The organism is [Clostridium] clostridioforme AGR2157 (genome assembly GCF_000424325.1).
Taxonomy (GTDB): Bacteria; Bacillota; Clostridia; order Lachnospirales; family Lachnospiraceae; genus Enterocloster; species Enterocloster clostridioformis_A.
On sequence record NZ_AUJR01000005.1, the window covers coordinates 42324 to 65325 of the forward strand.

The window sequence follows — 23002 nt, forward strand, 5'->3', positions numbered from 1 at the left end:
GATATTATATTTTATTCGGCATGTCCTGAAATATGACTGGTGATTTGGGGGTATGGTGCGTATCCTCGTATTTACGCCGGACGGAACACTACCTGCCTTCTCCAGGTATGCGAAATGAGATGCAGGTGCCCATTCCCTTCTTGCTGAGTATCTTAAGTCCGGCTCCTTCCCCGCAGCGCATGATTAGGCGGCTGTTTACATTGGTAAGCCCGATATTCTCGCTGCCCGGATTGGCTATCTTTTCATACAATTTTTTTATATCTGTTTTTTCCATTCCCACTCCCGAGTCAATGACGGAAAAAATCAGCTGTCCGCTCCTTCTCACAATGCGCAGCTTGATGAAGCCTGATCCGTCCAGGGGCTTAATGCCGTGGTACAGGCTGTTTTCAATCAGGGGCTGGAGAATCAGGCGCATGATGGGGACGCTCTCCAGCTCCTTTTCGTATTCATAGTAGAGGATATACTTATCCTCATAGCGGTACCGCTGAATGCTGTCATATTTTTTCAGATAATCGATTTCATCCTTTAAGGTCACCATGGAGTTGGGATTCTGGAGGGAATATTTAAGGATATCGGACAGTGCCTCAATCATCTGGTTTACCGCAGTGGGCTTATGGGTATATTCCATGGCTTTGAAATCCAGGGTCTGCAGGGTATTGAACAGAAAATGGGGATTAATCTGCAGCTGCAGGGCCGTCATCTCAGCCAGCTTCTGTTCCTGCTCCTTCAGGGCGAGCTGGCTGCGCAGGAAGGTCTGGTTCAGAAAGAGCTGGACGATGTTATTGAGGATTATATCGTATTCATCCTTGATGAACGCGGGCTTTTCCGGGTTAAATACGCCCCGCTCCGCATCCGAGAACACCTCCACAAAATAATCAATCTGCTGAAAATTCTTTTTGGTGATGTTATAGGCAATCCACAGGGAGGTGGAAATCACTGCGGCCAGGACCATTAGAAACTGCAGGAGCAGGGTGTAAAGGGCCTGATAGTAGTTGGAGTGGCTGATGCAGGCTGCGATATAAGTCCCGCAGTCAGCCGGGATGATTCTCACATAGTATTTTCCGCGGCTTAAGTCCACCCACCCGCGGCAGGCGTCGTCCGGCGACTGCTCCAGACGGCTGACCAGCAGATCCTTGTCGGCCCGCACCAGGGGGGCTGGGTAACATCGCCCGATGGGAGGCACTGGTTCGTCCATTTCCAGGATGTGGTGGAGCTGGGAAGAATCATCCACCTCCAGCCCATGTGTTTTCTGGATAACTGGCCGTTCATTGGACAGGACCAGAATGGGGACGGCATTGGAGAGCCGGTGGAGGAGTGGTCCATGCCGGCAGGAGGAAGCCCGGCAGGAGAAATGCCGGAATACACCATCCGTCAGTCCGATGATTTTGCGGAGAAGACACTGGGGCTCCAGTGGCAGTGGCAGGCTAATCCAAATGCAGGATTTTATTCCCTGGAGAAAAATCCGGGATACCTGCGGCTGTATTGTTACCGGAATCCGGGCAGGGAAAATCTGCTCTGGTATGCGCCAAATGTGCTGACCCAGATTCCGCAGAAACTAAAGCTGGCTATGACCGTGAAGCTGTCTCTTTCAGGCAGGGAGGACGGTGATTTTGGCGGAATCGGCATGGTGGGCCATGATTACGGATACGCAGGTTTGTACCAAACGGGAAAGGGAATCCAGGTAAGATGTTACAGGGGAACGGTCACGGAACCCATGTTTGAGGGGGAGGCAAGTGAGAAACTGGTCTTTTCACAGGAAGCAGAGGGGGAACAGGCCTGGTTCAGGCTGACGCTGGAGGAAGATAAGACGTACGGTTTTTCGTATTCTCCTGACGGCAGGAACTTTACCCGGATAGAATATTCATTTCCCCTGAAACGTGCCACATGGACCGGTGCAAAACTCTGCCTGTGGTCCTGCTCACGGGAAAACCGGGAGTCTGAGGGGTATTGTGATTATGAGTATGTGGAAATAAATTAAAAAAACGAGGCTGTCTGCGTAAGACAGCCTTTGTTTATGATGAGGATGCCGGAACATGTTCTAATGAACTTCCGTATTCTTCCGATATAAAATCAACAGTCCTTTAAGGAGCAGCGCATCGTCCACCAGTATCTTATGGCGGCACAGGGGCGTGATGAACTTAGCCAGTCCGCCTGTGGCGATGATGGTGGGAGGCTCTCCCAGCTCCTTTTCCATGCGGTCCAGAATCCCGTCTATCATGTCCGCGTTGCCGTAAATGATGCCGGAGCGCATACAGTCAATGGTATTCTTCCCAATGACATGGCTGGGAACCTCCAGGCTGATGTAGGGCAGCTGGGCCGTCTTGCTGCTTAGTGAGTTAAGGGAGACCTTGAGGCCGGGAAGGATGACACCGCCGATATAATTTCCTTTTTTATCCACGGTACACAGAGTGGTGGCCGTACCCATATCTATGACCACCAGGGGAAGGGGATGTTCGTGGCTGGCTGCCACCGCGTCCACAATCTGGTCGCTTCCAACGGTCTTGGGGTTGTCCATGATGATATTCATGCCGGTTTTCATGCCGGAGCCCACCAGCAGAGGACGGATTCCCGTCACCTTTTCCACGGCGTTCAGGATGGTGGAATTAACAGGGGGAACCACGGAAGAGAGAATGGCTCCTTCTATGCTTGCAATATCAATCTGATGCATCTCCAGGATATTCTTAAAGCTCACCGCGTACTCTGTATCCGTGCGTCCCTGGTCCGTGGTGACCCGCTCTATGAAATATGTTTTTGTCTCGTCTATGCCGCCGATGACAGTATTGGTATTGCCCATGTCGATTGCTAAAATCATTGGGGGAACTCCTTTCAATCATATAGGATGTATGTTATACTTTAACATGGATTGTAACATAGAAAAAGAGGAAAGACAACCGGAGGAATCATATGTTAAAAGGAAAGACAGTCCTTCTTGGAGTAACAGGAAGCATTGCAGCTTATAAGACAGCCAGCCTGGCCAGCATGCTGGTTAAAAAGGGCGTGAAGGTCCATGTCCTGATGACGGAGAACGCCACTCACTTCATTAATCCCATAACCTTTGAGAGCCTGACAGGCAACAAATGCCTGGTGGATACATTTGACAGAAATTTTGAATTCAGCGTGGAGCATGTGGCCCTGGCAAAACAGGCGGACGTGGTCATGATTGCTCCTGCATCGGCAAATGTCATCGGTAAGATTGCCCACGGCATTGCAGATGATATGCTGACCACCACGGTCATGGCGTGCAGGTGCAAAAAAATACTGGCGCCGGCCATGAACACCAATATGTACGAGAATCCAATTTTACAGGACAACCTTGATATTTGCAGGCGCTATGGCATGGAAGTCATAACTCCGGCCTGGGGCTACCTGGCCTGCGGGGACACCGGGGCCGGAAAGATGCCGGAGCCGGAGGTATTGTACGAATATATACTGCGGGAGGCCGGCTATCCTGGGGACCTGGCAGGCAGACGGATTCTTGTGACAGCCGGGCCCACCAGGGAGCCCATTGACCCGGTGCGCTACATCACAAACCATTCCACGGGCAAGATGGGGTACGCCATTGCCAGGGTGGCGGCCTGCAGGGGTGCTGATGTTACCCTGGTAAGCGGCCCGGTGGACCTGGCCCGCCCCCTGTTTGTGGAGACGGTTCCGGTGGAGAGCGCCAGGGAAATGTTTGAGGCGGTTACCGCAAGGAGCGGGGAGCAGGACATCATTGTCAAGGCAGCAGCGGTGGCGGATTACCGGCCTGCCACGGTGGGAACAGAAAAAATCAAGAAATCGGACGGTGATTTATCCATTGCCCTGGAGCGGACCGACGACATCCTGGGGTGGCTGGGGCAGAACCGGAGGGACGGACAGTTCCTCTGCGGTTTTTCCATGGAGACCCGGAATATGCTGGAGAATTCCAGGGCCAAGCTGGAAAGAAAGCATATTGACATGATTGTAGCCAACAACCTGAAAGTGGAAGGCGCGGGATTCGGTACGGATACCAATGTGGTGACGCTCATCACCAGGGAAAGCGAGACAGAACTTCCCATCATGTCCAAGGAAGAGGTGGCCGACCGCCTGCTGACTGAGATTCTGAAACGGACAAAGGGACAGGATTGTGGGATAAATCCACGGGATGGGGCGACAGAGACCCATGGGACCCAAATAACAGAATAAGCGGTACAGACAGATGATGAGGATTGAATCCTGTATGAAACGGGGTTCGGTCCTTTTCTGTTCCATGGACTGATAATGTCTTAACAAAGTTGTTGTGAAATGTATCTAAAAAAACGTGGAATTCACGGTAAATACCCTGCTTATATTGTGAGTATAGACTAAAATGGCGAAATAAAAATCTGAATATTGACTTTGAAACTGTCAGAATGTATAATTAATACATGATTGAAACGGGTTTCAAGAATAAATCGCACAAAGAGCGGAAGAGTCGGAAGGAATATAATCCGCAGACAGGCAGGATGGTGGGCTTATGACGAGCATACGTGATGTGGCAAAACTGGCAGGCGTATCCCCCTCAACCGTATCCAGGGTAATGAACGGTACGGCCAGGGTGGATGATGAGAAGAGACAGAAGGTGGAACGGGCCATATCAGAAACCGGTTTCAAACCGAATGAGGTGGCCAGGTCCCTTTACAAGCGTTCATCCAAAATCATAGGCATACTGGTGCCAAACATCATCAATCCGTTTTTTAATGAGCTGGCTGGGGCTGTGGAAGAAGAATGTGACCGCAGAGGATACCGCCTGACGCTCTGCAACTCCAACGATGATTTGGAAAAGGAGAAGCGGAACTTAAGCCTGCTGGAGCGGATGAATGCAGACGGAGTCATCCTGATGACTAACATGGATGAGATACATAAGGAAGTCGGAAACTGCCGGATTCCGGTAGTGATGATTGACCGGCAGATTGAGGGGGGCAAGGAAATTGCCTGTATACAGTCCAACCATTACCAGGGCGGGCGGATGTCCATGGAGCATCTTTTGGAATGCGGCTGCAGGCATATCGTTCAGATGAGCGGTCCCCTTCATCTGTCCAGTGCCAGAAAGCGCCACCAGGGATATCTGGATGTGTGCAGGGAGCGGGGAATCGAGCCTGCCTGCATAGAGGGAAATTACAGTTTTGAATCGGGAACCGAGATGGCAGCGCGGCTGCTGGAGAAGTATCCGGATACGGATGGAATCATAGCGGCTAACGACATGGTGGCCATATCGGTTTATAAGGAGCTTCACAGGAAAGGCATAAGGGTGCCGGAGGATATACAGTTAATCGGGTTTGACAACATATCCCTAAGCAGCCTGTTCACGCCGGAGATTACCACCATTGCCCAGCCCATAAAAAAGATGGGGCAGGATGCGGTTCGGATGCTGACAGAATACGTTGCCGGAGCTCAGATTAACAGGAATAAGGTATTCGATGTCAAGCTGATTAAAAGGGACACAACTCTTTAGGGAATGTCCGCAGCGCAGTACCAGGACATTCCCAGGCATCAAAGGGATAAAATAAAATGTAAAGTAGAAAAGGAGGAACTATGAAGACAGCAGTGGTAGGCAGCATCAACATGGACATGACAGTGACAGCCGAGAGGATTCCCTTAAAGGGGGAAACGCTGAAAGGAGAGGACATCCGCTACATACCCGGAGGAAAGGGTGCCAATCAGGCCGTAGCCATGGCAAAGCTGGGGGCGGATGTGGAGATGTTCGGCTGTGTGGGCGACGATGAGGCCGGAAGAAGCCTCATAAGGAACATGGAGGACATGGGAGTGGGAACCACCCACATTAAAGTGGCTCCAGGAGTGAACACAGGCCTGGCAGTCATCACCGTAGGGGACCACGACAACACTATCGTGGTGGTGGCAGGAGCCAACGACAGGGTGGACCGGGAATATGTGGACAGCATAAAGGATGTACTGCTGGCATGTGACATCGTATTGCTGCAGCATGAGATTCCCCAGGATACCATCGAGTATGTAATTGATATCTGCCACGATAATGGGGTGAAGGTAGTACTGAATCCCGGACCGGCCAGACCGGTGAAGCCGGAGGTACTGGCAAAGGTGGATTATCTTACGCCAAATGAACACGAGGCAGCCATCCTGTTCGGGGATATGCCCGTGGAGGAGATGCTTAAGGCACATCCCGGCAAGCTGGTGATTACCCAGGGGTCCAGAGGCGTATCCACATGCCTTCCAACAGGAGAAATTCTTACCGTACCTGCCAGGAAAGCCAATGTGGTGGATACCACAGGAGCAGGAGACACATTAAACGGGGCATTTACCGTACAGATTGCAGGGGGCAGCACCATGGAGGAAGCGCTCCGGTTTGCCAACACGGCAGCCAGCCTGTCCACTGAGCGCTTCGGAGCCCAGGGCGGAATGCCTGACTATAGCCAGGTATTGGAAGCCATGAATCAGGAGAAAATGTAAGGCATTGACAAACGCGCTTTCGGCGTAGAGAAGACGGAGGAACAAAACATGAAGAGACACGGCATACTCAACAGCAATATTTCCAGGGTACTGTCATCCATGGGGCATACGGACAGAATTGCAATCGCTGACTGCGGACTGCCCGTACCGGAGGGAACAGAGCGAATTGATTTGGCTGTGACATTTGGAAATCCCCGGTTTATGGACGTCTTGAAAGCGGTTTCAAACGATATGAAAATAGAAGCAGTGGTTCTGGCAGAGGAAATCAAAGAACAGAATCCACAAATCCTGGAGGAAATCCAGGAGCTTTTTACCAGCTTTGAAACCGGTTTCAAACCAGGAAAATTGGAATTTGTCCCGCATACCCGCTTTAAGGAGATGACAAAGGAATGCAGGGCCGTTATCCGGACCGGAGAGACAACGCCCTATGCCAACATCATCCTGCAGTCCGGCTGTATCTTTTAAAGCAGAATCTATCTGGAGGGAAACAACATGAAAATTGAAATGAAAGGAATCAACAAATCCTTTGGGCAGAACCAGGTCCTAAGGGATGCGGGCTTTGTGCTGGACGACGGAGAAGTACACGCCCTGATGGGAGAAAACGGCGCAGGTAAGTCCACGCTGATGAAAATTCTGACCGGCGTCTACACCCGCGACGGGGGCACCGTCAATGTGGACGGAAAAGAAGTGACCTACAAAAGTCCCCAGGAAGCGGAAAGGGCAGGCATTGTCTTTATCCAGCAGGAGCTGAACGTACTGTTCGACCTGACGGTGGAGGAAAACCTTTTCCTGGGCAAGGAAATCAAAAAGGGATTTGGAATATGTGACCGGAAGGCCATGAGGGCAAAGGCAGAGGAAACCCTAAAACGTCTGGGAGTCAGCATCCCCACGGACAGGGTGATGTCTGAGCTCTCCGTGGGACAGCAGCAGATGATAGAAATCTGCAAGGCATTGATGGCGGACGCAAAGGTCATCATCATGGATGAGCCCACGGCAGCCCTTACCCAGAGTGAGACAGAGGTGCTCTTCGAGGTGATGCAGTCCCTGAGGAAAAAGGGAGTGTCCATCGTCTATATATCCCACCGCATGGAGGAAATCTTTGAGCTTTGCGACCGCATTTCCGTTCTCAGGGACGGCACCTACATAGGGACAAAAAAGATACCGGAAACCAATATGAATGAAATCGTCAAAATGATGATTGGCCGTGAAATCGGCGAGCGGTATCCAAAACGTGACTGCGCCATCGGCAGCGAGGTATTCCGGGTGGAGGGCCTGACAAAGGAGGGGATGTTCCGCGATGTGAATTTCTCCGTAAAGGCCGGCGAGGTCCTGGGAGTATCCGGGCTGATGGGAGCGGGGCGCACGGAAATCATGCAGGCTATTTTCGGAAACCTGTCCTATGACAGGGGCAGCATTTTCATCGACGGAAAACAGGCGGTGATTAAGAATCCACTGCAGGCCATTGAGCATGGAATCGGATTCATAACAGAGGACCGCAAGACAGAGGGACTTCTGCTGGAGGAGAGCATTGAGAAAAATGTGTCCCTGACCAATCTGGGGCGTATCTCAGGCAAGGGCAAGGTGGTAATCAGCAGAGAGAAGGAAAATGGGCTGGTCACAAAGGCCATAGAGGAGCTGCATATCAGATGTTTCGGGCCCGGACACGAGTGCGTGAACTTAAGCGGCGGCAACCAGCAAAAGGTGGTATTCGCAAAATGGATTTACACGGAACCCAGAATACTGATTCTGGATGAGCCTACAAGAGGCGTGGACATCGGCGCCAAGAAGGAGATATACAGCATCATAAACCAGCTGGCCGAAAAGGGGGTTGCCATCATCATGGTGTCCTCTGAGCTGCCGGAGGTATTGGGAATGAGCGACCGGATTATGGTGGTGCGCGAAGGTATGGTCAGGGGAATCATCAATCAGGGTGAGGCTGACCAGGAGAAGATAATGACATTGGCTACGGGAGGTACCTTATAATGAATGAAAATAAGAATAAAGTCATCAATTACGCCCAGGATTTCGGGGCGCTCATCGCCCTTATCCTGCTGGTGGCAGGCATCAGCATTGCCAGCCCAAGTTTCCGCACCGGGGCCAATTTCCTGTCCCTGCTGCGCCAGTCTTCCATCAACGGACTCATTGCCTTCGGCATGACCTTCGTCATCCTGACGGATGCCATTGACTTATCCGTGGGATCGGTGCTGGCCCTCAGCACGGCTCTCTGCGCCGGAATGATTACGGCCGGGGTTCCGGCTGGCCTGGCCATGACTCTGGCACTGGTCCTTGGATGCGCCATGGGCGTCATCAGCGGCGTTATGGTCACCAAGGGACGTCTACAGCCCTTTATCGCAACACTGATTACCATGACGGTATACCGCGGACTGACCATGATATACACCAACGGAAAGCCAATCTCCAACCTGGGAGACAGCTTCATCCTGAAGGTGGTTGGAAAGGGAAAGTTCTACGGCGTCCCGATTCCGGTCATCCTTTTGATACTCCTGTTCCTGCTATTTTACTTCCTGTTAAATAAGACCACCTTCGGGCGCAGGATTTACGCAACCGGAAGCAACTGGAAATCAGCCAAGCTGGCGGGTGTGAACATACACAGGACAAAAGTCATCGCCTATGCCATATCCGGCACCATGGCAGCCTTATCCGGTCTGATTCTTCTCTCCAGACTGGGCTCTGCGCAGCCTACACTGGGAAGCGGCTATGAGCTGGACGCCATCGCCGCAGTGGCCCTGGGAGGCACCAGCATGAGCGGCGGCAGGGGAAAAATCTACGGAACCCTGATTGGCGTACTGATTATCGCGGTGCTGAACAACGGCCTTAACATCCTGGGCGTATCTTCCTACTATCAGGATGTAATCAAGGGTCTGGTCATCCTGATTGCGGTACTCTCAGACCGCAAGAGATAGAAAAACGTTAAATTGAGCACATGAATCTGGTATTAATTTAAGAATATGAATTTTGGGAGGGAAAGACCGTGAAGGTTAAAAAAATACTGGCTCTTATGGTAACAGGCACAATGCTTATGACAATGGGAGGCTGCAACGCCATCACCATTGACGGGGAGGAAAACGTCAGGGAGGGAAGCAGCGGAAACGTGATTGGTTTCTCCGTATCCACCCTGAACAATCCATTTTTCGTGACCTTGACAGAAGGCGCCAAGAAAGCCGCGTCAGAAAAGAACGTGGAGCTGGTGGTCGTGGACGCGGGAGACGACGCTGCCAAGCAGACCAGCGACATTGAGGATTTGGTGTCCAGAAATGTGGGTGTGCTGATTGTAAACCCGGTGGATTCAGATGCGGTTGCTCCGGCAGTAAAGAGCGCCATGTCCAAGGGAATCAAGGTGATTGCAGTGGACCGCGGCGTCAACGGGGTGGATGTGGACTGCCAGATTGCCTCAGACAATGTGGCAGGAGCCAGGATGGCAACAGAGTATCTCATGGAGCTTGTGGGCGAGGGAGCCAAGGTGGCTGAGTTACAGGGCGTGCCAGGGGCCTCGGCCGCCATTGACAGAGGCGAGGGCTTCCACCAGGTGGCAGACAAATCCCTTCAGGTGGCTGCCAGCCAGACCGCTAATTTCAACCGTGCAGAGGGCATGACGGTCATGGAGAACATACTTCAGTCCGACGGCACCATCAAAGGTGTGTTTGCCCACAATGACGAGATGGCCCTTGGGGCAGTGGAGGCAGTTGCCGCTTCCGGAAAGGACATAAAGATTGTTGGATTTGACGCCACGGACGATGCCCAGAAGGCGGTGAAGGACGGTAAAATGGCGGCCACGGTTGCCCAGAAGCCGGATAAGATGGGTGAGACAGCCATCGAGACCGCTGTCAAAATCATGGCAGGGGAGACTGTTGAGAAATCCATACCCGTGGAAGTGGAGCTGATTAAATAGTTTAAACGGATTGACAGATGAAAAAATGGACCCGCCAGAACCGGAGTTTCCGGGCTGGCGGGTCCATAGCTGTTTTAAGCCAAAGGCCTTGACTAATGATTCCAATCATAATAGAATAAAAATTGGATGATTTTGGGCGTACTTCCAAAGTACGTCCATCTTTTACTCAATGGAAAACGGAGGACGAATAACTTGTCACAGACAGACAACCAGATGACAGAAGAGATAAAAAAGCGGAGGACATTTGCAATCATATCCCACCCCGATGCCGGAAAGACCACGCTGACAGAGAAATTCCTGCTGTACGGCGGCGCCATCAACCTGGCCGGAACCGTCAAGGGGCGCAAGGCTGCCAAGCATGCTGTGTCCGACTGGATGGAGATTGAGAAGGAGAGAGGCATCTCGGTGACCTCATCTGCCATGCAGTTTAATTACGGCGGATTCTGCATCAATATCCTGGACACACCGGGACACCAGGATTTCTCAGAAGATACTTACCGTACCCTGATGGCGGCAGACTCCGCGGTCATGGTCATCGACGGTTCAAAGGGAGTGGAGGCGCAGACCATCAAGCTGTTTAAGGTATGCGTCATGCGTCATATCCCCATCTTTACCTTTATCAATAAGTTTGACCGTGAGGCCAGGGATCCTTACGAGCTTTTGGACGAGATTGAAGAAGTGCTGGGAATCCGCACATGCCCTGTGAACTGGCCCATTGGATGCGGCAAGAGCTTTAAGGGCGTATATGACCGGTTCTCAAAGAAGATAACCACCTTCACGGCTGCCATGGGCGGCGCCAAGGAGGTGGACAGCCAGGAGTTTGCCGTGGACTGTGCGGAGGTGGATTCCATAATCGGACAGGACTATCACCAGCAGCTGAGGGATGATATCGAGCTCCTTGACGGGGCCAGCGATGAGCTGGATATGGAGCGTGTCAGGATAGGGGATTTATCCCCGGTGTTCTTTGGATCGGCCCTGACCAATTTTGGCGTGGAAACCTTTCTGGAGCATTTCCTTAAAATGACCACGCCGCCTCTTTCCAGGAAGACCCTGGACGGGGAGATAGACCCGCTCCGCCCTGACTTCTCTGCCTTTGTGTTTAAAATCCAGGCCAACATGAATAAGGCCCACAGGGACAGAATTGCTTTCATGCGCATCTGCTCCGGCAAGTTCGAGGCAGGCATGGAGGTAAACCATGTGCAGGGAGGAAAGAAGATCCGCCTGACCCAGCCCCAGCAGCTCATGGCTCAGGACCGGAAAATTGTGGATGAGGCATATGCCGGCGATATCATCGGCGTATTCGACCCGGGGATTTTCGCCATCGGCGATACCCTGTGCGCTTCCAATGAGAAGTTTCAGTTTGAGGGCATACCTACCTTTGCGCCGGAGCATTTTGCCAGAGTGCGCCAGGTGGATACCATGAAGCGCAAACAGTTCATAAAGGGCGTGAACCAGATTGCTCAGGAGGGTGCAATCCAGATATTCCAGGAGTTTAATTCCGGTATGGAGGAAATCATAGTGGGCGTGGTGGGCGTACTGCAGTTTGAAGTGCTGATCTACCGTCTGCGGAACGAATATAATGTAGAGGTCACCCTGGAGAAGCTGCCCTTTGAGCACATACGCTGGGTGGAGAATCCGGGCGAGGTGGATGTGGCCAGGATTCAGGGTACATCTGATATGAAACGAATTAAGGACTTAAAGGACAATCCGCTGCTGCTGTTTATCAACAGCTGGAGCGTGGGTATGGTATTGGAACGCAATCCGGCACTGAAGCTTTCAGAATTCGGAAGAGCCTAATACCATGTAAGAAACAGGACCACGGGACCAGACTACGGTCCCTAAGTGCTCATAACGAGGAGGTAAAAATCATGAGTAAGATTGATGCTGTACGGGCTGCCATGGTGGAGGCCATGAAGGCTAAGGACAAGGCCAGGAAGGATTCACTTTCCATGCTGCTGTCCGCCCTCAAGAATGCGGAAATCAACAAGAGGGAGCCTTTGACGGAAGAAGAGGAGAACGCGGTCGTCAAGAAAGAAATCAAGCAGACCCAGGAGACATACGAGATGGCGCCGGCGGACCGTGAGGACATCCGGTCAGAGGCAGCCGCCAGGATGGCTGTATATAAGGAGTTCGCGCCCGAAGACATGAGTGTGGATCAGATTCGGGAAGTCATAGCCTCTGTCCTGTCTGAACTGGGAATCGAGAACCCCACGGCCAGGGATAAGGGAGCCATTATGAAGGTCCTGATGCCCAGGGTTAAGGGAAAGGCAGACGGTAAGATGGTCAATGAGACGCTGGCTTCCATGTTCCGGTAAGGACGGCCCCAGGGCTTTTACAGGCCGCAAACCTTCCGGTTTGGCGTGCTGAGCGGCAGGCCGGATGGAGCAGGACAATAAAAGGAAGCGGGGCTTAAGCTTCGCAGGAAAAGGAGACGGTTACGATGTATAGGAAAGAGATTGAAGGTTTTATTGATTCCCACAGGGAAGAAATGATAGAGGATATCTGCACTCTGTGCAGGATTAACAGTGAGAAGATGCCTTATGTGGAGGGCAAGCCTTACGGGGAAGGTCCGTTCCAGGCCCTTCAGGCAGCTCTTGGCATTGCAGAGGGATATGGCTTTTCCATCCGCAACTACGACAACTATGTGGGGACAGCCGACCTCAATGACAAGGAGAGACAGCTGGACATTCTGGCCCACCTGGACGTGGTTCCTGCTGGCGAGGGATGGACCGAGACAAAGCCCTTTGAGCCGGTGGTAAAGGACGGAAAGCTCTTTGGCCGCGGTACTGCTGATGACAAGGGCCCGGCCGTGGCTGCGCTCTATGCAATGAGGGCAGTGAAGGAGCTGGGTATCCCGTTAAATAAGAACGTCAGGCTGATTCTTGGTACGGACGAAGAGTGCGGAAGCTCTGATATCGTAAATTATTACGGCATGGAGGATGAGGCGCCCATGACCTTTTCTCCGGATGCGGAATTCCCGGTCATCAACATTGAAAAGGGACGTCTGGAAGGTCATTTCCACGCATCCTTTCAGGCTTCTGAGGCAATGCCCAGACTGGTGAAGGTGGAAGCCGGAATAAAGGCCAATGTGGTTCCGGGCAAGGCCAGGGCCGTCGTGGAGGGCGTTGACCTTAAGACATTGGAGGCAGCGGCAGAGGCTGTGGAGAAAGAGACAGGGATCTCCTTTGTACTGGAGGGTGATTTGCCGGTTATAACAGTCACTGCACAGGGAGAAGGCGCCCATGCATCCACGCCCCAGGAGGGGAAGAATGCCCTTACAGGCCTGCTGGTATACCTGACACGCCTGCCTCTGGCAGAGTGCCCTCAGATGGATATGGTGAAGAACCTGCTAAAGCTTTTCCCTCACGGCGATACCTGCGGAAAGGCAGCAGGAATCAGCATGGAAGACGAGCTGTCCGGTACTCTGACTCTTGCCTTCAGTATGCTGACTGTTGGTGCCGATGGCCTGGAAGGCGTATTTGACAGCCGATGCCCAATCTGCGCCACGGAAGAAACTGTGCTGGGAGTGGTAAAGCAGGCCATGGCGGACCAGGGGCTTACACTGGAAAATGATTCCATGATACCGCCTCACCATGTGGACGGAAATTCTCATTTTGTAAAGACACTGCTGTCCGTATACAAGGACTACACAGGCCTTGAGGGCAGCTGCCAGGCTACAGGCGGCGGCACCTATGTCCACACTCTTAAGAACGGCGTTGCTTATGGCGCGGCCCTGCCGGGAACAGACAACCGCATGCATGGAGCCGATGAGTTCGCGGTGGTGGATGAGCTTGTCTTAAGCGCCAAGATATTTGCACAGGTCATTGTGGAGCTGTGCAGCTGATATAGGAAATATATGACAGTGTCTGCCGGGGGCAAAGCGGGGGCAGACCAGGGCCTTGGGATGCGCAGGCTGGAGCGGGAGCTGCTTAAGTCGCGTACTTTGGTGTTTCCGGAAAAAGTGCTTGACAAATAGGTTCATGTGATGTATTTTCTTAACTAAGATAAATCCCAGCGATTTGATAGGAATCAATATAGGAGGAACTTATGAATCAGTTAAGAGCCATGCAGATGAATATGGATATGATGAACAGCATGTACATGATGATGTGCTGTGTATCCGCATGGGCAAAAAACTGAATGTAAGTTTTATCTGTATGGATTGTGATTAATCAGGAGATATCCCGGTAGCAGGGAAAGATTCAAGGCCGCAAGTCCGTGCAGGACATGCGGCCTTTTTGCTGTGATTTTGCCATGGACGCTGCGGCCCGGCGTGATGTGGCTGAGTATGGCTGAGGCGTGAGCATGTGCGGGACTGCGGATATGAGCAGCGGGAACAAAAGAAAGGAATTAAACCTATGGAAGCAAATAATGAAAATCCCATCATCCAGCTGGTGGGGCTGGGGAAACAGTTTCAGACCATGAATGGTCCGGTTACTGCCCTGGAAGATATCAATTTGGAAATCCGGTATGGAGAGGTGTTCGGTATCATCGGCCTGTCCGGTGCGGGCAAGAGTACCCTGGTGCGGTGTATCAATTACCTGGAAGTGCCCACCTCAGGAAAGGTCATATTTGAGGGAAAGAACCTGTCTGTGATGAAGGACAGGGAGAAGCGTCTGTCCAGGCAGTCCATGGGCATGATTTTCCAGCAGTTTAACCTGCTGTCCCAGAGAAACGTGCTTCAGAATGTATGCTTCCCGCTGGAGATTGCGGGGGTATCCAAGGCCGAAGCCAAAAAGCGGGCAGAGGAGCTTTTGACACTGGTGGGTCTGGAGGACCGGATGAAGGCATATCCGGCGCAGCTCTCCGGCGGACAGAAGCAGAGGGTTGCCATTGCCAGGGCCATGGCAACCAATCCGAAGGTCCTTCTGTGTGACGAGGCCACCAGCGCCCTGGACCCCAATACAACCAAGTCCATTTTGGAACTGCTCAAGAAGATAAACCGGGAGATGGGAATTACCGTCATTGTCATTACCCATGAGATGGCGGTCATTGAGGCCATATGCGACAGAGTGGCTATCATAGACCACAGCCACATCGCGGAGGTGGGGAATGTGTCCGATATCTTCTCCGGTCCCAAATCCGATATCGGCCGCCAGCTGATTCTGGGGGATGTGGCTGAGCAGAACCTGAGTTTTGGCAATTCCCGCCAGATTCGCATTATCTTTGACGGAAGGGAGTCTTCAGAGCCTGTGATTGCCAATATGGTGCTGGCCTGCAAGGTTCCGGTGAATATCATGCATGCGGATACCAGGGATATTGAAGGCAAGGCCATGGGGCAGATGATCATACAGCTTCCGGAGGATGATACGGATGCCGGCAGGATTTGTAACTATCTGAAGACAGCCAATGTAAAGTTCGAGGAGGTGCGGTAAGATGCAATTTGATTCTACGACCATAAATATGCTTGTAAAAGGAATATGGGAGACCATCTACATGGTGTTCCTGTCCTCTGCCTTATCCTATGTAATCGGCATTCCTCTGGGAATCGCCCTGGTGGTTACGGACAAGGAGGGCATCAGTCCGGTGCCTCTGTTTAACAGGGCCCTGGGGCTCATCATCAATCTGCTGCGTTCCGTGCCGTTTATTATCCTCTTAATCATGGTACTGCCCATTACCAAGTTCATTGTGGGAAAGACCATTGGCTCCAATGCCACGGTGGTGCCTCTGATTATTGCCGCGGCCCCCTACATAGGGCGTATGGTGGAGTCTTCCCTGAAGGAAGTGGACGCGGGCGTCATCGAAGCAGCCAAGTCCATGGGCGCATCCACCTGGCAGATTATCGTTAAGGTGCTGCTGCCGGAGGCTAAGCCGTCCCTGCTGGTGGGTGCGGCCATATCCGTGACCACGATTCTCGGATACTCTGCCATGGCAGGATTTACCGGAGGAGGCGGACTGGGCGATATCGCCATCCGTTACGGATACCACCGTTACCAGACCGATATGATGATGGTGACCGTAGTGCTTCTGGTCATTATTGTGCAGCTGATCCAGGAGGTCGCCATGCGCATGTCCAGGAAGAGCGATAAGAGAATCAGGTAGGAAGATCCGGGAATTGAAGCCGGGAAGAGAATCTGCTGAGGCTGTCCGGTTTCCTGACAATGACGGTAAAACGTATATGACCGTCATGTGAGGAAGGACGTGCAGCCTGAGCTGATGATAAATGCCTTAATATGGCGAAAATAACAGGGGCAGAGCCCCAAAGCGAGGAGGACACAATTATGAAGAAAAACATCTTAGGCGCAGCCGTGCTGGCTGCAGTACTGGCATCGGGAGCGCTTAGCGCATGCTCCGCCAGCCCAAAGGAGACCACGGCAGCAGAGACCACGGCAGCAGCTACCGGGGCGCAGGCTGCTGATTCCAAGGCAGAGGATACCGCAGCGGCAGAGGAGGAGACCACGCAGGCCAGTGCAGAACTGAAGGAAATCGTGGTAGGAGCAAGCCCTGCGCCACATGCGGAAATCCTCAATGCGGCTAAGGAAGTTCTGGCATCAAAGGGCTACGAGCTGAAGATTGTGGAATATACGGATTACGTGCAGCCCAACAATGCACTGGATTCCGGCGACCTGGATGCGAACTATTTCCAGCACAAGCCATATCTGGATTCCTTTAATGCGCAGAACGGAACAAAGCTGGTCAGCGCAGGCGCCATCCACTATGAGCCCTTCGGTATTTATGCAGGCAAGACAGCATCCCTGGAAGAACTTCCGGACAAGGCGACCGTACTGGTGCCAAACGATGTGAGCAATGAGGCAAGAGCCCTTCTTCTGCTGGAGGCACAGGGTCTGATTAAACTGAAAGACGGTGTTGGCCTGGAGGCTACTAAGAATGACATCGTGGAGAACACTAAGAACCTGGATATCGTAGAGTTGGAGGCAGCACAGCTTCCACGTTCCATTTCTGACGGCGATATCGCGGTTATCAACGGCAACTATGCAATTGAAGCAGGTCTTAAAGTCAGCGATGCCCTGGCTACTGAGGATTCCCAGTCCCTGGCAGCTACCACCTACGGCAATGTAGTGGCAGTGAGAGAGGGAGAAGAATCCAGCGATGCCACCAAGGCCCTGGTGGAAGCATTGACCAGCCCTGAGGTAAAGCAGTTTATGGAAGAGACATATGAAGGCGCTGTAGTGCCGCTGTTCTAAAGCGTGTTTTAAGGGTGTGCCCTGTATTCGGATACATTGACGCAGCCGCAGGGGCTTGAGAGAGGAGATAATCCATGGAAAACGAAAAAGGAAACGGATATGGAGCCGGAGAAGGCCAGGGACCGGATTATCATACAGATAACAGGGAACCTGTGATTGTGGCGGAACAGCCGGCCCAGGAGGTGACTGGGGATTTTGAACAGGCGTCTGGCGGTCAGGATGCAGCGGACCGGGGAATGCCGGGGCAAAGCGGGCCAGAGCGGGGAACTGCGGGCTGGGGGACCGCGGGCCAGAATTGCGCCATCCAGGATGGCTCCGATGGATGGCGCAGCCCCATGGATGCACCCTCACGGGAGGACAGATGGAGCGATACAGGGGATAAACCTTATCTGGGAAGTCCCTGGGAACCAACCCAATCCGGAACAGCATATGATGCAGGAAAGAATAATGGCGCCAGCGGAAATGACAGCCAGCCGGTATATAAGCCAGCCCCGGCTTCTTATGGTCAGGGTCAGCCGGGGGCAGGCCAAAGCGGCAGTGGCGGCCGGGACAGTGGTTTCAGCCAAAATGACAGCCGCCAGGAAAGAGGCAGCGGCCAGCCAGGCGGGAGCAGTCAATACCAGACCCAATACCAGACCCAATACCAGTCTTACCCGCCTGTGTACCAGGAAAAGAACAATATGGCAACGGCATCTCTGGTCATGGGGATTCTTTCTCTGTGCAGTATCTGTTGCTGTATGCTGTTCGGCATTGTGTTCGGAGTACTCGGCATCATATTTGCCATTATGTCAAAAAAAGGAGACAGAATGGACGGTCAGGCAAAGGCCGGACTTATACTCTCCATTATCGGTATTGCTGTCACCGTGCTTGTCATCATCTTCTTTGTTGCGATTGAGGTGTTCACTGTCATACCGGAACTGAATTAATTGGCTAAAATAAGGTTTTAATGGGACGGTACCTGGCATATAGTAGGTAGCAAGAGAGGCCGGGAGGCTGTGGACCGTGAGGATTTACGACCTTAAACAAAAAGAAGTGATTAATGTAAAGACCTGCAAGCGCCTTGGATTTGTGGGAGATGTGGATTTCGACATGGAAACGGGCTGTCTGCTGGCCCTGATTGTGCCTGGTCCGGGCTGCATATGCGGTTTTTTGGGACGGGAGAAGGAATATGTAATTCCATTCTGTGACATCTGCCAGGTGGGAAACGATATCATATTGGTGGACATTAAAGAAAAAGATGTAACGGAAAGCATTAAATGCTGAAAGGAAACATACAGCGCGGATTCCAGCCGGATTCGCGCTTTTTCCGCGCCATGGGACAGAGGAGTGGCCGCCAGGGTCTCCCCTGCCGGCCGGTTTGTGAGAAAAGTTGTATGAAAAGCATTTGCTTTATACAATTCTAACTATACAAATGAATTGTGAAGGTTTTATGATGGAAATGTGAAAAAACTGTGAACGATACCATAAAATGGTCACAGGTTCTCGTGAATGGCTGTCAGGATGTCCTTAAGCTTTCCCACTTCGATCTGGCCCGGTGCAGAGGCTTCTTTTACAGAGCCAAAGGTCAGGCAGGAGCCGAATACTTCCCCTGACAGACGGCTTATGAGCCCGGTGCCTTTCATGGACATAGTGATAACTGGGCAGGATAGGGACTGGCTGGCCTTATTGGTGGCTGAAAGAAGGGTCAGCACATCACCGGCTGACTGGGGCATGACCGCAATTTTGGCTATGTCTGCGCCCAGTTCCTCCATGTGATGCAGGCGGCGCAGAATATCATCCTCTTCGGGAGTGGCCGCAAAATCATGATTGGACAGGATGACGCGTACCTGGTGCCTGTGGGCCAGGTCCACCGTCTCACGTACCATATCGTCACCCGAAAAAAGCTCCAAATCCACCAGCTGGATATGACCGGAGCAGATGGCGTGTTCCAACAGGGAGCGGTACGCCGGGTGCGGAGCGGACAGACGGCCGCCCTCCTTTTGGGTACGGAAGGTAAAGAGCAGGGGAATGTCTTTCAGGGCAGCCTCCAGACCGGGAAGGACCTGGTCCAGGATATCCGGCTCCAGTATGGAATCAAACCAGTCCGCTCTCCACTCAGCCACATCCACAGGCTGTTCAGTGAAGGATTCTGCCTGGTGAATCAGGGATTCGTAATCCTTTTCCACCAGCGGGGCGCATATTTTCGGCATTCCCTGTCCAAGTACAGTTTGTTTTATAATGACATTTTTCATGATAAAGAGCACCTTTCCTGTAATCTTTTTGGATTTGTCTGGATTCATTATAAAGCGGGGAGGGGATTTCGTCCATACCGTAATGAAAAAAGAACAAAGTCCTTGCGATTCATACTTTCTTCGGTTAAAATATATGAAGCGTTTAAGACGATACGTGAAAAAAGAAAGGAAGAGTAACCCAGATGAAATGCCCCTATTGTAATGAAGCAGACACCAAGGTCATAGATTCCCGCCCGGCAGATGACAACAGCTCCATACGCAGGCGCCGCCAGTGTGAGCGCTGCGGTAAGCGCTTTACCACCTACGAGAAGCTGGAGACCATGCCGTTAATGGTAATAAAGAAGGATAATTCCAGGGAGACTTATGACCGCTCCAAAATTGAAGCGGGAATCATTCACTCCTGCCACAAACGGCCGGTATCCCCCCAGCAGATTAATTCCATGATTGATGAGATTGAGAACCAGATTTTCAACATGGAGGAAAAGGAAGTGCCCACCTCCGCCATCGGAGAGCTGGTGATGGGAAAGCTTAAGAACCTGGACGAGGTGGCGTATGTGCGTTTTGCCTCAGTCTACCGGGAATTTAAGGATGTGAATACGTTCATAGAAGAGATTGGAAAATTGCTGAAAAAATAGATTTGGAAGGAATACTTATAAGTATGCTGGAAATGTTTTATCCCCGCCGTTACGAGGTATCCACCTATGTGATACCTTTTGACTATTATCATGCACAGGGAATGCAGGGCGTGATTTTTGACATTGATAATACCCTGGTGCCCCATGACGCGCCGGCAGACGGACAGGCAGTGGAACTCTTCGAGCGGCTTCGCGCCATGGGAATGAAGACATGTCTTCTATCCAACAATAAGGAACCCAGGGTAAAGCCCTTTGCAGATTTGGTGGGTTCCTGCTATATCCATAAGGCAGGCAAGCCGGGAGTCAGGGGATATGAGAAGGCCATGGAGCTTATGGGGACTGACAGGGAACATACCCTCTTTGTGGGGGACCAGCTGTTTACGGATGTGTACGGTGCCAACAGGGCCGGCATCTACAGTATCCTGGTAGGGCCCATGACCCCCAGGGAAGAGATACAGATTGTGCTGAAGCGTTACCTGGAAAAGCCGGTGCTGTATTTTTATAAAAAACATGCCGGAAACATAAACCAAGACAGGGAGTAAAGTGAGACAATGGACGGAAAGACAAGAGTATGCGGGCTGATTGCAAATCCGGTGGAACATTCCATGTCACCCATGATGCATAATTTTTTTGCGCAGAGAACAGGGGTGAACTTAGCCTACGTTCCTTTTAAAGTGGAGGAAGACAGGGTTGGGGACGCGGTAAAAGGGGCCTATGCCCTGAATATACTGGGGATGAATGTGACGGTTCCATATAAACAGCGGGTTATGGAATTTTTGTCTGAACTGGATGAGGATGCCAGGGCCATCGGGGCAGTCAATACACTGGTCAGGACAGATGCGGGGTATAAGGGCTATAATACGGATGGCGCGGGCCTTAAACGGGCCCTTGCGCAAGCCGGTATTCCCACAGAAGGAGAACACTGTTTACTCATTGGGGCCGGAGGTGCGGCCAAGGCAGCAGCCTATGTGCTGGCAAAGGGCGGGGCTGCAAAAATCCACATCCTCAACCGGAATGAAACCAGGGCCAGGGAGCTGGCCGACTGTATCAACTCACTGACAGGCAGCGGTCTGGCGGAGGCCCTGTCTCTGGAGGGATACAGGAAGCTTCCTGCCAGAAAAGGCGGATATCTGGCCGTACAGTCCACCAGCGTTGGCATGCATCCCCATGTGGAGGATGTCGTTATTGATGATCCCCGGTTTTATGAGATGATTCATACCGGTGTGGACATTGTCTATACTCCCGCCAGGACCAGGTTCATGAAAATGGTACAGGAAGCAGGAGGAAGGGCAGTGAACGGTCTGGACATGCTTTTATATCAGGGCGTGATTGCCTATGAACTGTGGAATCCCCAGGTGAGGGTGGACAGCGGGACCATAAAGGCGGCAAAGCAGATGATAGAAGATTACCTGATAAAAAAACAGGCCGGGGAGGGCCGGGGAGAGAACCTGATACTCATTGGCTTCATGGGAGCGGGAAAGACCAGTGTGGGAGAACATTTCGCAGCACGCTACCGGATGCCCATGATTGACACGGACAGGGAGATTGAGGCGGCAGCAGGTATGTCCATATCCGACATATTTGCCACCCAGGGAGAGGAAGCCTTCCGGCGCCTGGAGACAGGCGTACTGGAGAAGCTGCTGAAGCAGGGAGGCAGGTCTGTGATTTCCGTGGGCGGCGGACTGCCTCTCAGGGCGGAAAACAGGGCGCTTCTGAAACATCTGGGAACCGTGGTATATCTGGATGTCCTGCCTGAGACTGTCATGGAACGAATCGGAGCCGATGTGTCGGACCGTCCCATGCTTCACGGCAGCGATGTGATGGGCCGTATTATAAGCCTTCTGGAGTCGAGAAAACCCCATTACCTGGAAGCTTCTCATATAATTGTGGATGTGAACGGACGGGACGTGGATGATATCGTGGAAGAGATTCACCGCAGGGCAGTGGATAAAACATGCTAAAAAGGGAGAAATTTATACTGCCGTTAAAAAAGAACTTGAAAATGCTCCCTACATAGTATAGAATATAAAAGATTAAAGACTTATGGGGCGCTTAGGCAAGCGTCATGAACGAACTCAAGGAGGAATATCTTTATGATATCAGCAGGTGATTTTAGAAATGGCATTACTCTGGAGATTGACGGACAGGTTGTCCAGATTATGGAATTCCAGCATGTTAAGCCAGGCAAGGGCGCAGCTTTCGTGCGTACAAAATTAAAAAATGTAATCAACGGCGGCGTGGTAGAGCGCACCTTCCGTCCTACAGAGAAGTTCCCTCAGGCCAGAATTGACAGAGTGGACATGCAGTATCTGTATGCCGACGGAGAATTATATAACTTTATGAACCAGGAGACCTATGACCAGGTTGCCCTGAATCAGGATATTATCGGCGATGCCCTGAAGTTTGTGAAAGAGAACGAGGTATGTAAGGTCTGCTCTTACAATGGCAGCGTATTCTCCGTAGAGCCTCCGCTGTTTGTTGAGCTGGAGATTACAGAGACAGAGCCAGGTTTCAAGGGCGATACCGCAACCGGTGCCAACAAGCCGGCAACTGTGGAGACCGGTGCAACCGTATACGTACCGTTATTCGTAGAAATCGGCGATAAGATTAAGATTGACACCAGAACCGGCGAATATCTGTCACGTGTATAATACA

General features: G+C 52.0%; 21 protein-coding genes and 2 pseudogenes. 20 read left to right on the forward strand and 3 right to left on the reverse strand.

Features of this window, described 5'->3' with window-relative positions:
- Nucleotides 1-4 precede the first annotated feature (4 nt).
- A pseudogene (locus G614_RS26630) lies at nt 5-1150 on the reverse strand (sensor histidine kinase); the annotation flags it as partial.
- Between G614_RS26630 and G614_RS26635 the strand changes: the two are divergent.
- Nucleotides 1139-1978, forward strand: a pseudogene (locus tag G614_RS26635) (xylosidase); the annotation flags it as partial. The pseudogenes G614_RS26630 and G614_RS26635 sit on opposite strands and share 12 nt — an antisense overlap.
- A 60-nt stretch (nt 1979-2038) precedes the next feature.
- On the opposite strand, the gene G614_RS0102355 reads toward G614_RS26635, so the two are convergent.
- Nucleotides 2039-2812, reverse strand: a complete 774-nt coding sequence (locus G614_RS0102355; RefSeq protein ID WP_027640631.1) for a type III pantothenate kinase — start codon at nt 2810-2812, stop codon at nt 2039-2041.
- 92 nt (nt 2813-2904) lie between these two features.
- Here G614_RS0102355 and coaBC point away from each other — a divergent pair, with 92 nt between their 5' ends.
- From coaBC to G614_RS0102440, 15 genes are all read left to right on the forward strand, one after another.
- Nucleotides 2905-4164: a bifunctional phosphopantothenoylcysteine decarboxylase/phosphopantothenate--cysteine ligase CoaBC gene (gene coaBC, locus G614_RS26640; protein WP_044917353.1), complete on the forward strand. Its 1260-nt coding sequence runs from the start codon at nt 2905-2907 to the stop codon at nt 4162-4164.
- Nucleotides 4165-4474: 310 nt separating this feature from the next.
- Nucleotides 4475-5452, forward strand: coding sequence for a LacI family DNA-binding transcriptional regulator (locus tag G614_RS0102365; RefSeq protein WP_027640632.1), 978 nt, complete (start codon nt 4475-4477; stop codon nt 5450-5452).
- Nucleotides 5453-5532: 80 nt separating this feature from the next.
- Nucleotides 5533-6426: a ribokinase gene (gene rbsK, locus G614_RS0102370; RefSeq protein WP_027640633.1), complete on the forward strand. Its 894-nt coding sequence runs from the start codon at nt 5533-5535 to the stop codon at nt 6424-6426.
- A 48-nt stretch (nt 6427-6474) separates the two neighbouring features.
- On the forward strand, nt 6475-6891 hold the full coding sequence (gene rbsD, locus G614_RS0102375; protein WP_027640634.1) for a D-ribose pyranase: 417 nt from the start codon (nt 6475-6477) through the stop codon (nt 6889-6891).
- Nucleotides 6892-6918: 27 nt separating this feature from the next.
- Entirely contained in the window at nt 6919-8409 is a 1491-nt protein-coding gene (locus tag G614_RS0102380; protein WP_027640635.1) for a sugar ABC transporter ATP-binding protein, read from the forward strand.
- Nucleotides 8409-9350 (forward strand): ABC transporter permease, encoded by a 942-nt coding sequence (locus G614_RS0102385; protein WP_027640636.1) that lies wholly within the window; start codon nt 8409-8411, stop codon nt 9348-9350. The genes G614_RS0102380 and G614_RS0102385 overlap by 1 nt, the downstream gene beginning before the upstream one ends.
- Before the next feature lie 68 nt (nt 9351-9418).
- Nucleotides 9419-10336: a D-ribose ABC transporter substrate-binding protein gene (locus tag G614_RS0102390; protein ID WP_027640637.1), complete on the forward strand. Its 918-nt coding sequence runs from the start codon at nt 9419-9421 to the stop codon at nt 10334-10336.
- A gap of 192 nt (nt 10337-10528) precedes the next feature.
- A complete protein-coding gene (locus G614_RS0102395; RefSeq protein ID WP_027640638.1) occupies nt 10529-12133 on the forward strand; it encodes a peptide chain release factor 3 in 1605 nt (534 codons plus the stop codon).
- A 71-nt stretch (nt 12134-12204) separates the two neighbouring features.
- Nucleotides 12205-12651 (forward strand): GatB/YqeY domain-containing protein, encoded by a 447-nt coding sequence (locus tag G614_RS0102400; protein ID WP_027640639.1) that lies wholly within the window; start codon nt 12205-12207, stop codon nt 12649-12651.
- A 125-nt stretch (nt 12652-12776) separates the two neighbouring features.
- Complete coding sequence (locus G614_RS0102405; protein WP_027640640.1) at nt 12777-14180, forward strand: Sapep family Mn(2+)-dependent dipeptidase; 1404 nt, start codon at nt 12777-12779, stop codon at nt 14178-14180.
- A gap of 514 nt (nt 14181-14694) precedes the next feature.
- A complete protein-coding gene (locus G614_RS0102420; RefSeq protein ID WP_027640641.1) occupies nt 14695-15711 on the forward strand; it encodes a methionine ABC transporter ATP-binding protein in 1017 nt (338 codons plus the stop codon).
- 1 nt (nt 15712) lies between these two features.
- Complete coding sequence (locus tag G614_RS0102425) at nt 15713-16378, forward strand: methionine ABC transporter permease (protein WP_027640642.1); 666 nt, start codon at nt 15713-15715, stop codon at nt 16376-16378.
- A 179-nt stretch (nt 16379-16557) separates the two neighbouring features.
- A complete protein-coding gene (locus tag G614_RS0102430; protein ID WP_027640643.1) occupies nt 16558-17481 on the forward strand; it encodes a MetQ/NlpA family ABC transporter substrate-binding protein in 924 nt (307 codons plus the stop codon).
- 74 nt (nt 17482-17555) lie between these two features.
- On the forward strand, nt 17556-18407 hold the full coding sequence (locus tag G614_RS0102435; RefSeq protein WP_027640644.1) for a DUF4190 domain-containing protein: 852 nt from the start codon (nt 17556-17558) through the stop codon (nt 18405-18407).
- A gap of 76 nt (nt 18408-18483) precedes the next feature.
- Nucleotides 18484-18744, forward strand: a complete 261-nt coding sequence (locus G614_RS0102440; protein WP_002567117.1) for a YlmC/YmxH family sporulation protein — start codon at nt 18484-18486, stop codon at nt 18742-18744.
- 209 nt (nt 18745-18953) lie between these two features.
- Here the strand turns inward: G614_RS0102440 and aroD are convergent, their stop codons facing one another.
- Nucleotides 18954-19712 carry a type I 3-dehydroquinate dehydratase gene (gene aroD, locus G614_RS0102445; RefSeq protein ID WP_027640645.1) on the reverse strand — a complete coding sequence of 253 codons (759 nt, stop codon included), beginning with the start codon at nt 19710-19712 and terminating at the stop codon, nt 18954-18956.
- Nucleotides 19713-19894: 182 nt separating this feature from the next.
- Here aroD and nrdR point away from each other — a divergent pair, with 182 nt between their 5' ends.
- The 4 genes from nrdR to efp all read left to right on the forward strand — a co-directional run bounded on the left by nrdR (nt 19895) and on the right by efp (nt 22998).
- On the forward strand, nt 19895-20347 hold the full coding sequence (gene nrdR, locus G614_RS0102450; RefSeq protein ID WP_027640646.1) for a transcriptional regulator NrdR: 453 nt from the start codon (nt 19895-19897) through the stop codon (nt 20345-20347).
- A gap of 23 nt (nt 20348-20370) precedes the next feature.
- Entirely contained in the window at nt 20371-20889 is a 519-nt protein-coding gene (locus tag G614_RS0102455; protein ID WP_027640647.1) for a YqeG family HAD IIIA-type phosphatase, read from the forward strand.
- A 9-nt stretch (nt 20890-20898) separates the two neighbouring features.
- The gene (gene aroE, locus G614_RS0102460; RefSeq protein ID WP_027640648.1) at nt 20899-22308 is read left to right on the forward strand and encodes a shikimate dehydrogenase; all 1410 of its coding nucleotides are present in this window, start codon (nt 20899-20901) and stop codon (nt 22306-22308) included.
- A 132-nt stretch (nt 22309-22440) separates the two neighbouring features.
- A complete protein-coding gene (gene efp, locus G614_RS0102465) occupies nt 22441-22998 on the forward strand; it encodes an elongation factor P (RefSeq protein WP_002583865.1) in 558 nt (185 codons plus the stop codon).
- The last annotated feature ends 4 nt before the right edge of the window (nt 22999-23002 follow it).

What these genes read in the sequence shown, in the direction of transcription:
- G614_RS0102355 (WP_027640631.1), bottom strand. Translation starts at nt 2,812, where the DNA reads ATGATTTTAGCAATCGACATGGGCAATACCAATACTGTCATCGGCGGC.
- coaBC (WP_044917353.1), top strand. Translation starts at nt 2,905, where the DNA reads ATGTTAAAAGGAAAGACAGTCCTTCTTGGAGTAACAGGAAGCATTGCA.
- G614_RS0102365 (WP_027640632.1), top strand. Translation starts at nt 4,475, where the DNA reads ATGACGAGCATACGTGATGTGGCAAAACTGGCAGGCGTATCCCCCTCA.
- rbsK (WP_027640633.1), top strand. Translation starts at nt 5,533, where the DNA reads ATGAAGACAGCAGTGGTAGGCAGCATCAACATGGACATGACAGTGACA.
- rbsD (WP_027640634.1), top strand. Translation starts at nt 6,475, where the DNA reads ATGAAGAGACACGGCATACTCAACAGCAATATTTCCAGGGTACTGTCA.
- G614_RS0102380 (WP_027640635.1), top strand. Translation starts at nt 6,919, where the DNA reads ATGAAAATTGAAATGAAAGGAATCAACAAATCCTTTGGGCAGAACCAG.
- G614_RS0102385 (WP_027640636.1), top strand. Translation starts at nt 8,409, where the DNA reads ATGAATGAAAATAAGAATAAAGTCATCAATTACGCCCAGGATTTCGGG.
- G614_RS0102400 (WP_027640639.1), top strand. Translation starts at nt 12,205, where the DNA reads ATGAGTAAGATTGATGCTGTACGGGCTGCCATGGTGGAGGCCATGAAG.
- G614_RS0102405 (WP_027640640.1), top strand. Translation starts at nt 12,777, where the DNA reads ATGTATAGGAAAGAGATTGAAGGTTTTATTGATTCCCACAGGGAAGAA.
- G614_RS0102420 (WP_027640641.1), top strand. Translation starts at nt 14,695, where the DNA reads ATGGAAGCAAATAATGAAAATCCCATCATCCAGCTGGTGGGGCTGGGG.
- G614_RS0102425 (WP_027640642.1), top strand. Translation starts at nt 15,713, where the DNA reads ATGCAATTTGATTCTACGACCATAAATATGCTTGTAAAAGGAATATGG.
- G614_RS0102430 (WP_027640643.1), top strand. Translation starts at nt 16,558, where the DNA reads ATGAAGAAAAACATCTTAGGCGCAGCCGTGCTGGCTGCAGTACTGGCA.
- G614_RS0102435 (WP_027640644.1), top strand. Translation starts at nt 17,556, where the DNA reads ATGGAAAACGAAAAAGGAAACGGATATGGAGCCGGAGAAGGCCAGGGA.
- aroD (WP_027640645.1), bottom strand. Translation starts at nt 19,712, where the DNA reads ATGAAAAATGTCATTATAAAACAAACTGTACTTGGACAGGGAATGCCG.
- nrdR (WP_027640646.1), top strand. Translation starts at nt 19,895, where the DNA reads ATGAAATGCCCCTATTGTAATGAAGCAGACACCAAGGTCATAGATTCC.
- G614_RS0102455 (WP_027640647.1), top strand. Translation starts at nt 20,371, where the DNA reads ATGCTGGAAATGTTTTATCCCCGCCGTTACGAGGTATCCACCTATGTG.
- aroE (WP_027640648.1), top strand. Translation starts at nt 20,899, where the DNA reads ATGGACGGAAAGACAAGAGTATGCGGGCTGATTGCAAATCCGGTGGAA.
- efp (WP_002583865.1), top strand. Translation starts at nt 22,441, where the DNA reads ATGATATCAGCAGGTGATTTTAGAAATGGCATTACTCTGGAGATTGAC.